General features: G+C 36.7%; 11 protein-coding genes and 1 riboswitch. Of the genes, 2 read left to right on the top strand and 9 right to left on the bottom strand.

Features of this window, described 5'->3' with window-relative positions; genetic code table 11:
- Positions 1-31 precede the first annotated feature (31 nt).
- From ACWNMZ_RS05550 to ACWNMZ_RS05515, 8 genes are all read right to left on the bottom strand, one after another.
- Positions 32-1210 carry an ABC transporter permease gene (locus tag ACWNMZ_RS05550; protein ID WP_251629714.1) on the bottom strand — a complete coding sequence of 393 codons (1179 nt, stop codon included), beginning with the start codon at positions 1208-1210 and terminating at the stop codon, positions 32-34.
- Positions 1207-1908, bottom strand: coding sequence for an ABC transporter ATP-binding protein (locus tag ACWNMZ_RS05545; protein WP_235252035.1), 702 nt, complete (start codon positions 1906-1908; stop codon positions 1207-1209). The genes ACWNMZ_RS05550 and ACWNMZ_RS05545 overlap by 4 nt, the downstream gene beginning before the upstream one ends.
- Positions 1908-2915: an efflux RND transporter periplasmic adaptor subunit gene (locus ACWNMZ_RS05540; protein ID WP_048717298.1), complete on the bottom strand. Its 1008-nt coding sequence runs from the start codon at positions 2913-2915 to the stop codon at positions 1908-1910. Before ACWNMZ_RS05540 ends, ACWNMZ_RS05545 begins: the two co-directional genes overlap by 1 nt.
- A 771-nt stretch (positions 2916-3686) precedes the next feature.
- A complete protein-coding gene (locus tag ACWNMZ_RS05535) occupies positions 3687-4925 on the bottom strand; it encodes a M20/M25/M40 family metallo-hydrolase (RefSeq protein WP_251629717.1) in 1239 nt (412 codons plus the stop codon).
- A gap of 62 nt (positions 4926-4987) precedes the next feature.
- Positions 4988-5815 carry an energy-coupling factor transporter transmembrane component T family protein gene (locus ACWNMZ_RS05530; RefSeq protein ID WP_251629718.1) on the bottom strand — a complete coding sequence of 276 codons (828 nt, stop codon included), beginning with the start codon at positions 5813-5815 and terminating at the stop codon, positions 4988-4990.
- The gene (locus ACWNMZ_RS05525) at positions 5800-7518 is read right to left on the bottom strand and encodes an ABC transporter ATP-binding protein (RefSeq protein WP_251629719.1); all 1719 of its coding nucleotides are present in this window, start codon (positions 7516-7518) and stop codon (positions 5800-5802) included. Before ACWNMZ_RS05525 ends, ACWNMZ_RS05530 begins: the two co-directional genes overlap by 16 nt.
- 107 nt (positions 7519-7625) lie before the next feature.
- Positions 7626-8192, bottom strand: coding sequence for an ECF-type riboflavin transporter substrate-binding protein (locus ACWNMZ_RS05520; protein ID WP_251629720.1), 567 nt, complete (start codon positions 8190-8192; stop codon positions 7626-7628).
- A gap of 425 nt (positions 8193-8617) precedes the next feature.
- Entirely contained in the window at positions 8618-9478 is an 861-nt protein-coding gene (locus ACWNMZ_RS05515) for an EamA family transporter (RefSeq protein WP_031539216.1), read from the bottom strand.
- A 229-nt stretch (positions 9479-9707) separates the two neighbouring features.
- A riboswitch (PreQ1 riboswitch) is annotated at positions 9708-9752 on the top strand.
- Positions 9753-9763: 11 nt separating this feature from the next.
- Here ACWNMZ_RS05515 and ACWNMZ_RS05510 point away from each other — a divergent pair.
- A complete protein-coding gene (locus tag ACWNMZ_RS05510; RefSeq protein ID WP_031539217.1) occupies positions 9764-10252 on the top strand; it encodes a QueT transporter family protein in 489 nt (162 codons plus the stop codon).
- Between the two features lie 291 nt (positions 10253-10543).
- On the opposite strand, the gene ACWNMZ_RS05505 is transcribed toward ACWNMZ_RS05510, so the two are convergent.
- Complete coding sequence (locus tag ACWNMZ_RS05505) at positions 10544-11215, bottom strand: 5'-methylthioadenosine/S-adenosylhomocysteine nucleosidase family protein (protein WP_031539218.1); 672 nt, start codon at positions 11213-11215, stop codon at positions 10544-10546.
- Positions 11216-11775: 560 nt separating this feature from the next.
- Between ACWNMZ_RS05505 and ACWNMZ_RS05500 the strand changes: the two genes are divergently transcribed.
- The gene (locus ACWNMZ_RS05500; RefSeq protein WP_449598492.1) at positions 11776-13236 is read left to right on the top strand and encodes an IS1182 family transposase; all 1461 of its coding nucleotides are present in this window, start codon (positions 11776-11778) and stop codon (positions 13234-13236) included.
- Positions 13237-13531: the final 295 nt, after the last annotated feature.

Below are 13531 nucleotides of genomic sequence, written 5' to 3'. Positions count from 1 at the left end.
CTGCTAACAGATGGCTGATCTATTCCTTTTATTATTGATATCTTAATGCTTCTAGTGGACTTAAATTGGAAGCCTTGTTAGCTGGGAAGATTCCAAATATAACCCCAATCAAGACAGAGAAACTAACCGACCCTCCAACTACCCACCAAGTAATCTGGGAAGTCATATCTAATGTACTAGACAAAATTTCTGCGCTTCCTATTCCAATAGCTGCTCCAAGAATTCCACCTAACGCGCTAAGTACAATTGCTTCAATTAAAAATTGGAGCATAATGTCTTTTTTTCTAGCACCGATTGCCTTTCTAATTCCAATTTCCCTTGTTCTTTCCGTAACCGAAACAAGCATGATATTCATGATTCCAATTCCCCCAACAATTAAGGAAATACTCGCAATACCGGCTAATAATAAGGTCATTGTATTAGAAACAGAATCCAAAGCCTCTGACACAGAAGATTGATTTCGCACAGAATATAAAGTTTCATCTCCATCAAACTGATTGTATAATTTCTGCTTCATTTTTGCCATTCCCATTTCTACTGAATCCTCATCCGTCATCAATACAGTTGCTGATGTAACGTATGTTTGTCCGATAAAACGCTGTGCTGTTGTAAATGGGATAAGAACGGAATCATCAACCGATCCAGTTAACTCTTCTCCTTTTTCTGCAAGCACGCCGATTACTTTATATGTTGTCCCATCAATTTGAACCGTTTGATCGACTGGATTGGTGAATCCGAATAATTCTGTTGCTACATTATACCCGAGGACTACTACTTTATTGCGATTGTCTAAATCAATATCCATCACATTTCTTCCTGACTGTACAGTAATATCCTGCACGGTTTCATAAGAAGTCGTAACACCAGTAACGGTAACACCAGAACTTGATGTTGTTCCATTTTTAAGTGTACTAGAAGTTGTGACTGTTGGAGAAACTGCCTTCACTTCATCATATTCCTCAAACGACATCAGTTCATCATAATCTACAACCTCTTCATCACTCGAATTTCCTGAAAGATTGACAGAAACGGTTGTCGTTCCTAACCCCGAAATTTCATCGGAAACGGAATTAGAGGCTCCCATTCCTAATGAGGTTAATGCAATGACCGCTGCTACACCAATGATGATACCAAGCATGGTAAGCACCGCTCTTAATTTATTCATTGTAATATTTTTAAAAGATATCTTGATTGCTTGTCCTAATCTCAAGAGACAACTACCTCCTTTGTCTCTGCTAACCGGCCATCCTGAATGCGAATAACTCGCTTCGCCTGTTTCGCAATTTCTAAATCATGGGTTATTAATATAATGGTATGCCCTTGTCTATTTAGATCTTTCATTAAATTCATTACTTCTACTCCTGTTTTACTATCAAGGGCTCCAGTAGGCTCATCAGCAAGTAAAATCGGAGGATTCCCAGCAAGAGCACGGGCAATTGCCACGCGCTGTTGCTGACCGCCAGATAATTCTGTTGGTTTATGTCCTGCTCTTTCTAATAGTCCTACTTTTTTCAAAGCTTGTAAGGCAATTTCTTTTCTTTCCTTACTACCAATTCCTCTATAAACCAATGGTAATTCTACATTTTCAAATGCAGATTGTTTGGTTAGAAGATTAAAGGATTGAAAAATAAAACCGATCTTATGATTTCGAACCTCTGCTAACTGTTTGCTTTTTAAGGAGAAAACATTTTGTCCGTCTAAGTAATATTCCCCAGAATCTGGAGTATCTAAGCAACCAATCATATTCATGAGCGTTGATTTACCAGAGCCTGACGGACCAATAATCGCAATAAAATCGCCTTTATTGACAGTGAAACTAACATTATCTAATGCAGTAACCGTTTCTCCTCCAAGCGTATACTCCTTCTTTACATTCTTTATCTCAACAAGTGCATGCTGTTCAATCATTAATTTCCACCTCCAAATCCACCGGAAGGCATTCCGCCACCTTGGCCTCCTTCTGGCATCTGACCTCTACCTTCACCACTTGGCATTTGGCCGCCGCCAGGGAACATACCTTGTGTCTCACTATCACTTGATGATTCAAATGTTGGCAGTACAACAGTTGTTCCTTCCTCTAAACCACTCTTTATCTCTGCTACCTCAGTATTTTCAAGTCCTACTTCAACTGTTTGTTTAGTAGATTCAGTTTCTGTTGTTCCATCTTCATTTGTTGTTGTTCCAGATGCCACTAGCACATAATATTCGTCATCTTCCTTCTGTACTGCTTCAATCGGAACAGTGATGACATCTTTAGCTGTACTTGTTGTGATAGTTGCTTCTGCTGTCATACCAACTAATAACCCACTAGGCTTGCTTATTTTGACCGTTACAGCATACTTAGCAACACTAGTATTATCGCTATTTGCTTCTTTCGCAACACTTGTTACCTTTCCAGTAAATTCTTTGTCTTCAAGTGCGCTCACGCTTATACTTGCTTCTTGTCCAACCTTCACTTTAGAAATATCTAATTCATCTACATTTACAACCATTTCTAGATGATCATAATCCGTAACAGTAACGACTTCTGTTCCCATCGATACATTTCCATCTTCCTCTACATTCAAGGCAGTAATTTCACCAGAAAAAGTAGCTTCAATTGGATCAAGTGTATCATCTTCAAAAGTTACTAGTTCATCACCTTCTTCTACTTCATCCCCAACTTCGACTAGCACTTCATCAACAGTTGCGTTGCCTGTAGAAGTATAGGTTTCTTTATTAATGGTTGCAATGCTTCCTGTCCCACTTATCTCTATTTCTACATCACCAGTTTCAGCAGTCGCCGTTTGGGTTCTAACCTGTGCTCTTACTTCTGTTTGATTATCATTTGTAAAATAATAATAAGATCCAATTCCTGTACCTATTACTACTACCGATACTCCACTAATAATCCACTTCTTTATACTTTTTTTCATCTTTTGCTTCAACCTCTTTCTATTCTATTAAAATAATTATTTATTCGTCTGAATGTCTTGTCCTGCTGCTTACAAGTAATAGAATAAAAAAGAAATGTGTCAGGAATAAGTCAGGGGGAAATTTATTTACAAAAAATTTTTCGTTGGTGAAAATAGTTTACATTTTTTTGGGGATGATGACTCTGGGGAAGTAGTGGTGGAGCTCTATTACCTTTTCCTTCTTTTCTCCTTTGCTTTGGGCTTAGAGAACGGCTTTCTATTACCTTTTTCTCCTTTTCTCCTTTGCTTTGGGCTTAGAGAACGGCTCTCTGTTACCTTTTTCTCCTTTTCCCTATGCTTTGGGCTTAGAGAACGGCTCTCTGTTACCTTTTTCTCCTTTTTCCCTATGCTTTGGGCTTAGAGAACGGCTCTCTGTTACCTTTTTCTCCTTTTCCCCTATGCTTTGGGCTTAGAGAACGGCTCTCTGTTACCTTTTTCTCCTTTTTCCCTATGCTTTGGGCTTAGAGAACGGCTCTCTGTTACCTTTTTCTCCTTTTTCCCTATGCTTTGGGCTTAGAGAACGGCTCTCTGTTACCTTTTTCTCTTCCACAACTGTCTAATGGTAACTGATAGGGATTCTCTATTCCCTTTTGCCCTATTCTCCCCAACCTACGGGCACAGACTCAAGACGCATCGCCCCACTTAATTTCCCACAAAAAAAGCCATCGACAACTTCTACGTTGCAGACAGCTTTACTAAAACTTATCTTTCCCCACCCCACTCCAGCTAACTTTACAATAAAGGCTCGGTACTATCCTTTATGCCTACTAATCCTAAAATTGTTAAAAATAGATTTTGTGGGCCAAGATATGCATCTTTTGGATCAAAGTATTCTTCTAACGTATGAATGCCACCGCATGCTCCTCCTGCTCCTAATGTAACAGCAGGGATTCCTAAACTAATCGGCACATTTGAATCAGTGCTACTAGCAGATGAACGAACAGGTGTTAACCCGATGCTTTTTCCAGCTGCGATAACCGTTTGAACAATCGCAGCCTCTGGATCTTGTGTTCCTGCTGGGCGATTTCCAACTTGTTTTATCACAACCTCAATCGCTGTTTTTTCACTGCTCCAGCGGTTATTTTCCTCTTCTGCCGCTTTTTCCAAAATAGCCAATACCTTTTCCTCTAACTGAAGAAGTTCTTCTTGTGAATTAGACCGTAGATCAACCATCATGCTTGCCTCTTGCGCAATCGTATTGACAGAAGTTCCTCCAGTTATGGTACCAACTGTAAAAGTCGTTTTCGGATCAAGCGGTGTTTCTAAATCTGCCATTTCACTTACAGCTCTACCTAAAGCATGTATCGCGCTCGGTATTCCAAAATCCCCAAAGCTATGACCACCAGAGCCTTTATACGTGACATGATAGCGGTGGCTGCCTGTCCCTAAATAGGTAATCTCTTCTGGCGTACCAGGCTCTAGGGAAATAAATGCATCAATATCCTCCCTATCCTTAAACAAGCCTTTCACGCCGCGCAGGTCTCCTAATCCTTCTTCCCCAACCGTTGCTCCGAAGATAATATCACCTTCTGTTTCAATATTCGTTTTATGAAAAGCACGTAAAACCGTCAACACTGCAGCTAGTCCTCTTCCATCATCCGATATTCCAGGTGCGTACACTTTTCCATCCTTCCACTCTGCTGTAATGACTGTTCCTTCCGGAAATACTGTATCTAAATGGGCACAGACAAAGATTCTTGGTCCTTTTCCTGTTCCATATCTTATTCCAAATACATTCCCATGCCGATCCTGTTGAATATCATCTAAACCAAATGATGCTAATTTCGATTGAAAAAGCTTTCCTTTCTCTGCTTCCTGAAAGGACGGAGCTGGAACTAAGGTAAGCTCAATTTGTTCATTTAATGTGTTCTCATCATCCTCTTGCAAAAACACGAGTCCTTCTTTTACAAGCTGATTTTCAAGCATTTTCGTAAATACACTTTCCATTTTATTCATTCCAATAATCGACATATCTCATTCCTACTCTCTTTGTATTTGGGATTAAAATGCTGATTCTTACTGTCCCATAGCTTCTACTCAAAAGGATTGTAGAATCGTTGACCATCATAAAAGGTAATAACAATACTACTAATAAATAAAATTGCTACTAGTGAAATAGCGAGATAATCTCCTATATCAAATGGTTTTTCCCAGTACCAAGTTCTCGTTTTCTTTTTGCCAAATCCTCTTAGATCCATCACATTGCTTATTGCTTCAATTCGATTTAAGCTTACAAAGATTAATGGAATAATGATTCCCATTGCATTTTTCCCACGTGTTATAAGAGAAGCCTTTCTTGATAAATCATTTCCTCTAGCTTGCTTGGATAAGGCGATATTGCGGTAATCTCTTTGAATATCTGGAATATAGCGCAAGGTTATACTAATTGCATAGGTAATGCGGTAACTTATGCCAATCCGATGAAAGGATGAAGCAAATTCACTAGGATTGGTCGTTAAAATAAATAATAGAGCGATTGGAATAACCGTAAAGTATTTCAATGTCACATTAAACAAATAAAACAGCTGCTCTGTTGTTACCTCATAGGGACCTGCTAGTGAAAAAAGCAAATGCTCCGTGCCATAAATTTCGACGCCTTGTTTCGGTGAAAATAAAAAAATAGCTATATTGTTTAGCAAAAGAAATAAACCAAAAAGGAGTACAACAAAGGAAACTTCTTTCCAGCGAATTTTAGATAATTTAAACAGCGTAAGTCCAATGACTAGCATGAACACTAATATCCGCGTATCATATGTAAGCATGGCTGCAAGGGACCATAGTATAAAACAAAGTAATTTAGTAGCGCCGGCAAGACGATGAATGGGTGAATTTTTGTCTAAATAGGCTAGCATTTCTGCCATGTTTTTCTCCCCTCTTGCTCATATGAAATAAATGCGTCAATGAATTCACTTGGACTTTCCACCTGCAAAAGCTTTGCCATTTCATAGAGAGACGTTTCTTTCAAATTGGCAGCTTTCATTATTTGTGGATTTGTTAATATATTCGCAGGACTGCTATCTGCGATGATTTCTCCATCCGCTAGCACCATCGTTCTACTTGTATATTCCTGAATTAAATGCATATCGTGAGTAATGATCATCAAACTTATTCCTGTGCGATTTAACTCGAGTAAAAAATCCATTATTTCTGTATAATGATATAAGTCTTGTCCTGCGGTTGGTTCATCTAATATCAATATCTCCGGATTTAATACTAAGATGGATGCAATCGTTACCCGCTTCTTTTGCCCATAGCTTAAAGCAGAAATCGGCCATTTCCGATAAGGAAGCAGGCCACATATATTCAGTACTTTCTTTACTCTCTTCTCTATTTCAGTTGGATTCATCCCTTGATTGATTAGACCTAATGCAACTTCCTCCTTAATCAAGTGCTTTGAAATCATATGATTTGGATTTTGGAGGACAAATCCTATTTTTTGCCCCTTTTCTTTAATGGTAAGCTTGGTAATATCCATACCATTTAAGAAGATGGACCCTTCTTTCGGCACTTCAAACCCACTAATTAGCTTAGCAAGAGTCGATTTCCCAGCGCCATTTTTCCCAACAATGCTGACCATTTCTCCCTTTTCTAATGAAAAAGACAAATTTCTTATCCCTCTATTCTGATTTGGATAAGTAAAAGACAGCTTATCTACTTCTAGTAAAGTCGCTTGTTTTTTTCGTTGTAATTCTCGACTTCTCCCTTGAAACCACTTGATTACATTCTGTCTATATTCCTTTAAGGGAATCATAGACAGAGGGTGAATGGGTATATGATTAGGCAAACGAACGCCTGCGTCCTGTAATAGTTTTACATAAAGTGGTTTTCTCAAACGATGCTTATCTAATAAGCTAGAAGTGAGTAATTCCTGGGGAGAAAGATCTGCTATTAAGGTTCCATGATCAATGAGTAAAATCCGATCGACCTCTGCCTCTAATACCTCTTCTAATCGATGTTCAATAATAATAATGGTGTTATTATGCCTTTTATGAATGTCTGCGATTAGATGCATCGCCTGTTTGCCAGCTACCGGATCTAAATTTGCTAGTGGTTCATCAAAAAGTAATATGTCTACTTCTTGTATTAAGACACCTGCTAATGCGACTCTTTGCTTTTGTCCCCCAGATAGTTGATGAATCGAAGCATCTAGATACTGCTCCATCCCTACTAAAGAAGCTGCTTCCATTACTTTTTCTCGCATCAATTTCGAGGAAACCTGATTATTTTCTAATACAAATGCAATATCCTCTCCTACTGTTAATCCAATAAACTGAGTATCTGTATCTTGCAATATAGTTCCCACAGATTGGGATAGCTCATAAATAGTCTCCGATTTAGTTTCCTTCTCTTTTATCCTAAGGCTCCCTGAAATCTCGCCTTCATAAGAAAAAGGTATTAATCCATTTACACAATGAGCCAGGGTGCTCTTTCCGGATCCAGAAGGTCCTACGATTAACACTTTTTCCCCTTCATAGATTGTTAGATTGATATTCGATAAGGTTGGCTGAGACTGACTCCTGTATTTAAAGCCGAAATCTTTAAACTCTATTATTGGTTTATTCATCCTACTCTCCCACTTTTAAAAACACATATCTCGTTGTATTCTCGAAACTCAGTAATTGGGAACAAACTGTCGTTCATATGGTCCACTTCCTATAATTGGCCAATTTGCTAAAATGTCTCTTCTTTTTCTAAGCTATTAGTTTTACTAATTGTTTTGGAGTAAGCATAGATTAATAATGTTCCAAGCACTGCTACTGTAGCGATATTTAAACCGCCTGCAACTAGCCCTTGTAAAATAACTTTATTGATAGGTTCTGCATAAATTAGCACATCCAATAGAGGTGCCAGAACGAACCAGCCAATTGCTTGAACGATTATTTGGACAACATTAAATGTAAGTATCTGTTTCAAGCCAAAAATGCCTTCTTTTATGTTTATTTTTTTCCAAGCTAGACCAAAACCAACTCCGACTATTCCAGATACAATGATCCAGCTCCACCAAGGTGAGCCCCATACTAGAATATCTTTTAATGCGTGACCTATAAATCCTATTAGCCCACCTACGACTGGTCCAAATACTACAGACATTAATGCAAGAAAAGCATAGGAGGTTTCAAAGGATGTATTTGGAACTCCTGTAGGAATAGCGGCAAATCTTCCTAGAATAATAAATACAGCGGCACCAATCCCAATTGCTACAACATTTTTTGTTGATAAAACGGTTTTTCTTCCCATTTTTTTGTCTCCCCCTTATTTTCTTCTATATTATTTTTAATAGAAAAACCAACTTTTTTAACCCTATGTAATCAATTCGATTTATATCTTCCAATTTAATCCAGTTCCTTTTTTATACATGGCACATACCGTCCCATCACTCCAAAGCCAGACTGAAAACGAATGCTCCCATGTTTCATCCTTCCTCTCATTCATGTGTAGTTAACCTATTCTTATGTCACTTTGATTTAAAATAAGCCTTATTATTTGAAAACTTTTATTTTTCTAACAATTAACATTATCTTACAAGATTACAACCTTTCATGCAAGATACCTCTTGGCAATTCGTGTTAGTTAAGAAAGAAATTCAAGAAATCTGAGCGCTCTATTCTATAAAAAAGACCTAAATATACTTGATGTATAGTAAAGGTCTCTTAGTATCTACTTTAAAATAAAAGAAATATTGTTCCTATTGTAATAATCACACAGCCAATCAGTGTGTTTTTCGTCGGCTTTTCTTTTAAGATAATAATGCTTAAAATGACGGTAATGACGACGCTAAACTTATCAATTGGTGCTACGATGGATACTTTTCCAATAGAGATTGCTGCAAAAAAGCAAAGCCATGACAATCCTGTTGCTATTCCTGATATGATTAAGAAAAGATAGCTTTTTCTAGATATTGTTTTTATTTGTGTTTGCGTTCGTTGGAAAAAGACTATTCCCCAAGCAAAAATAATAATAACGATTGTACGAATAAAGGTAGCCACATTTGAATCTACTTCTTCTATCCCAATCTTGGCGAGAATCGCTGTTAATGCCGCAAATACTGCTGATAGCAACGCTAAAAATATGTATGAATTGGAATACGATGTTTCAGCACTCTTTTTAATTTTTCCTATTAAAACAAAAGTTCCTATCGCTATTAGCGTACCGCCGATGACAATTGCCGTCGTCACAGGCTCTCCTAAAAAAACAAACGAAAAAAGAATCGTTAAAATAACACTCGATTTATCAATTGGAACTACTTTTGAAACATCGCCAATTTGGATTGCTTTAAAATAGCAGAGCCATGATAGACCTGTTGTTATTCCTGATAAAACAAGAAAGACAAGAGACTTCTTACTAACAAAAAATATACTATCTAATTGTTTCGTAACCAAAACCATTAATAAAGCCATGATTAATACAACAATTGTTCTAATTGCCGTTGCTAAATTTGAATTTACATCTTTAATTCCTATCTTTGCAAATATTCCTGTTAATGCTGCAAATACTGCTGCTAGTAGTGCCAATATAACACTCATTGAATCACCTCTTGATCTATATATTCCTATCTTAGTTTCAATAAGACTCCCGTTTGCTTATCCGTGTAAAATCGTGTTTATTCATACACAGCCCCTCTCGATGAACAATTATTGGGAAAAATACCGTTTTCACTCTTTTTATTCTTACTTCCTGTTTAAATCGGGATAAAATTCCATTGACGGACATACGGTATCTATTATATGATTATTCACTGTGTGAAAGATATCGTTTAACGTGGTTCGAGACCATCCCACGTAAAAAAACTAAGGGAGAGAAAAGCAAAAATGAAAACAAAAACACTTGCAGTTAACGGCTTGGTGGCAGCATTATATGTTGCTGTTACGATTGCAATTGCGCCAATTGCATTTGGAAACATTCAATATCGCGTTTCGGAATTATTTAATCATCTAGTTGTATTTAACAAAAAATATATATATGGGATTGTCGTTGGCGTATTTTTAGCAAACTTATTCCTTTCAACCATCAAGCTATACGATTTAACTTTTGGGGTTGCTCATTCCATTATTTGTTTGTTAATCACAATTGGTATAAGCAAGTTTGTTAAAAGTCATCTTTTACGAATGATCATTAATACACTTGTATTTACTTTTAATATGTTTATTATTGCCTTTCAATTGCATCTTGCACTTGGATTCCCTTTCTTAATCACTTGGGGAACGACAGCTATTGGTGAATTTGTTGTCATGGCAATCGGAATACCTATTATGCACTTCTTAAATAAACGGATTTCCTTTGGGAAGTTAATGGATTAAATAAACAGATCAAAATAATCTTGCTCATTAAGATTATCTTGATCTTTTTTAGTTTTATTCCTTTTCTTTTATATGAAATATATATTAGTATTTAATATGGACTATTAAAATCCAATCATTCTTTGTTCTCTGAAGGCTTTCCCATGGAATAACCCTGTTCCATGAAATAGGAATAACCACATCCATTTTCTGTATTTTTATACTTAAATAAAGTAAACTTAGTATAATTACGCTGTTTCACAAATAATTAAAACAAACTTTTTCAAGAAAATACTCTTCATTAAAATTCATTTATATAAATCTCTTTAAATATTCGCCAAATATTTTATTCATAACTTTGGGGGTATTTTCTAAATAAACATTAATTTGTTCCATATTTGATTCAAATTTATCAGCGTTTCTTTCATCTGTTGGAAAATCAGATATTCCTTTAATAATAATACATTCAACATTATTCTTCTTACAGATATAAGCAATTGCCCCCGCTTCTGTATCAGCTATTGTTATTTCGTTTTCTTTAAGCTCTAAATAGTCCTTCCACATAACTACTGCTTTATCAGCGGTGCCAATTGTTCCGGTATAAAAACCATTTCCATATTTAGACAAATCTATATCAACTATGAAAGATTGTTTAATAAAAGGCTCGATTTCTTTTACTGTGCAATCATATTGAACGGCTGCATCAGGTACAAAAATATCTAAATTACTGAACCTATCATCAATTCCTGCACATGTTCCAGCAACGATTACTTTCATTAAATTAAATTTAGAAATCATATACTGATTAGCACCAACACCATTTACTTTTCTTACACCAGTACTATAAAAAATAAGTTCGGTATCATTAATAGCTCTAATGAAATACTCCCCATAAGGATAACTAAAGCGTTCATTATCTTTTATGTCGAAATATTCCAATGTCGCTTCAAATTCCCACTTCGTTGCTATACTAATTCCTATCATCACCTTAACACCCTTCCGTCTTTACTCTGTTCACCAACAATTCGTTATCAATATGTAAATATCCTTTTTATTAACTTGCCCCGTCAGTTTACTAAGCTTATAGTAGAAAAAGAGGCTGAGACAAAAGTATTTCAACCAAAAAGATTTAAAAACGAAGTGAAATGGAGCGGAGGACGCTCGACTCCTGCGGGAAATAGAGACGCTTTAGACCCCGCAGCGCAGCGAGGAGACCACTGAAAAACTGATAGCTATTGATGATTGGTCGTAACCGCCTTTTAAACTTAGATGTGTAAATTGTTTTCCGAGGTGACCACTTGCTTTCCATGGGGCGAGCGCCGAGCCGCTTCGTCGCTACGCTCCTGCAGGGTCTCGGACTTTCTCGCTGCTCCCATAGGAGTCAAGCGGTCACCTCTCCAAACCAACTTAATATTCGCTTTCAAATAAATAAATTCTTATTTAATTTGGAAAAACTCCCAAAAAAAGGGGGGATATGCGGAATTTCTCCCCATATTCCCCCTTTTTCTTATATAATGGAAAAAAACGTTGGTGGGGAGTATTTTATGCTTGAAAAACAAGAGACATTAAACTTAAGTCCATATATGTTTATCTACGATTTAGTTGTTCCGAAAGATAACATGCTTCGCCAAATAAATGATTTGGTTGACTTTTCCTTTATCCTGGAGGAACTAACATCCAAGTATTGTTTGGATAATGGAAGAAACGCTATCCCACCAATCCGTATGTTTAAATACCTACTCTTAAAGGTAATCTTTGATTTATCCGATATCGATGTGGTGGAACGTTCTAAGTATGATATGTCCTTTAAATATTTTTTAGATATGGCTCCAGAAGATCCAGTGATCAATCCAAGCTCCCTAACGAAATTTCGGAGAATGCGGCTTCAAGATATTGCTTTATTAGACTTATTAATTGGGAAAACAGTAGAAATCGCAGTGGAAAAGAAGATAATCACGAGTAAAACGATTATCGTAGACGCCACCCATACCCTTTCCCGTTATCGAAATAAATCACCGAAAGAATATTTACAAGAGAAAGCCAAAAAAGTACGAAAGTTAATTTATTCGTTCGATGAATCGATAAAGGAAAAATTTCCGGCCAAACCTACTTCGAATGAAGTAGAAAAGGAGCTTGCCTATTGTTCCGCATTAGTAGAAGTAATAGAACAGGAGGCAAAGGTCGTACACATTCCAGCTGTACGTGAAAAAGTAAATGGATTAAAGGAAATAATAGAAGATTTCCAGGAACAGTCGTCTTATTCCAGTGATGAAGATGCGAGAACAGGTTATAAATCCGCTGACCATGCCTTTCACGGCTATAAAACGCATATTGCCATGTCTGATGAACGTATTGTGACTGCCGCTGTTATTACCTCTGGAGAACAAGGAGATGGAAAGTATTTAAAAGAGCTAGTGGAAAAGACAAATGAAGCAGGAATGAAGGTAGAAACTATCTTAGGAGATACAGCATATTCTGCAAAAGAAAATTTAGAATATACCAAGGAAAATAACATGCAGCTTGTTTCAAAATTACACCCAGTAATAACCAATGGACAACCTCATCGTAAGACGGGATTTGAATTTAACAAAGATGCCGATATGTATGCCTGTCCCGCTGGTCACTTAGCCATTAAAAAAGGAAAAAAGAAACGAGAAAAAGATGAAAACAGAAATCCGCAACTAAAATATTTTTTTGATGTTGAGAAGTGTAAAGTTTGTCCATTTAAAAATGGGTGTTATAAAGAAGGAGCGAAAACAAAGTCGTTTTCCGTTACGATTAAATCCAATACTCATTTGGAACAAGAGGCATTCCAAAAGACAGAAGAATTCAAAAAAATGGCAAAAGAACGATATAAAATAGAAGCGAAAAATAATGAATTAAAGAACAGACACGGGTTGAAAAAAGCAACTTCCTCGGGTTTATTTGGTATGCAGATTCAAGGGGCCACCACCATATTTGCGGTGAATTTAAAAAGAATTCTAAAGTTAATGAACGAAAAATAAGGGGAGGAATTGAAGGATTTAGGAAATCCACCTTTCACATATGGAGATATGGAGATATGTGGAAATAAGACATAAAAAACTAGAAAATAGATTTACCGATGATTTTTAGGATTTAAAAATCATCGGTTTTTCAGTGCCCTCGCAGCGAGGAGGCTTAGCTTCCTCCCCGGCGCATCGTGCGTCTGTAGCGCAATGGAACGACTTAGTTTTTACACTTAACTAGATTTAAAAACATAGATAAAGTAGCTTTATTTAAGAGTTAAATTAAAGATTGTTCGTCTTTAAAGATTAGTTA

The organism is Niallia sp. Marseille-Q9988 (assembly GCF_976954375.1).
The sequence above is the reverse complement of the archived record's forward strand: the minus strand, read 5'-3'. Positions and strand labels throughout refer to the sequence as shown.

Coding starts and splice junctions, on each gene's coding strand:
- ACWNMZ_RS05540 (WP_048717298.1), bottom strand. CDS start 2,915: ATGAAAAAAAGTATAAAGAAGTGGATTATTAGTGGAGTATCGGTAGTA.
- ACWNMZ_RS05505 (WP_031539218.1), bottom strand. CDS start 11,215: ATGATAGGAATTAGTATAGCAACGAAGTGGGAATTTGAAGCGACATTG.
- ACWNMZ_RS05510 (WP_031539217.1), top strand. CDS start 9,764: ATGAAAACAAAAACACTTGCAGTTAACGGCTTGGTGGCAGCATTATAT.
- ACWNMZ_RS05525 (WP_251629719.1), bottom strand. CDS start 7,518: ATGAATAAACCAATAATAGAGTTTAAAGATTTCGGCTTTAAATACAGG.
- ACWNMZ_RS05515 (WP_031539216.1), bottom strand. CDS start 9,478: ATGAGTGTTATATTGGCACTACTAGCAGCAGTATTTGCAGCATTAACA.
- ACWNMZ_RS05530 (WP_251629718.1), bottom strand. CDS start 5,815: ATGGCAGAAATGCTAGCCTATTTAGACAAAAATTCACCCATTCATCGT.
- ACWNMZ_RS05500 (WP_449598492.1), top strand. CDS start 11,776: ATGCTTGAAAAACAAGAGACATTAAACTTAAGTCCATATATGTTTATC.
- ACWNMZ_RS05535 (WP_251629717.1), bottom strand. CDS start 4,925: ATGTCGATTATTGGAATGAATAAAATGGAAAGTGTATTTACGAAAATG.
- ACWNMZ_RS05520 (WP_251629720.1), bottom strand. CDS start 8,192: ATGGGAAGAAAAACCGTTTTATCAACAAAAAATGTTGTAGCAATTGGG.
- ACWNMZ_RS05545 (WP_235252035.1), bottom strand. CDS start 1,908: ATGATTGAACAGCATGCACTTGTTGAGATAAAGAATGTAAAGAAGGAG.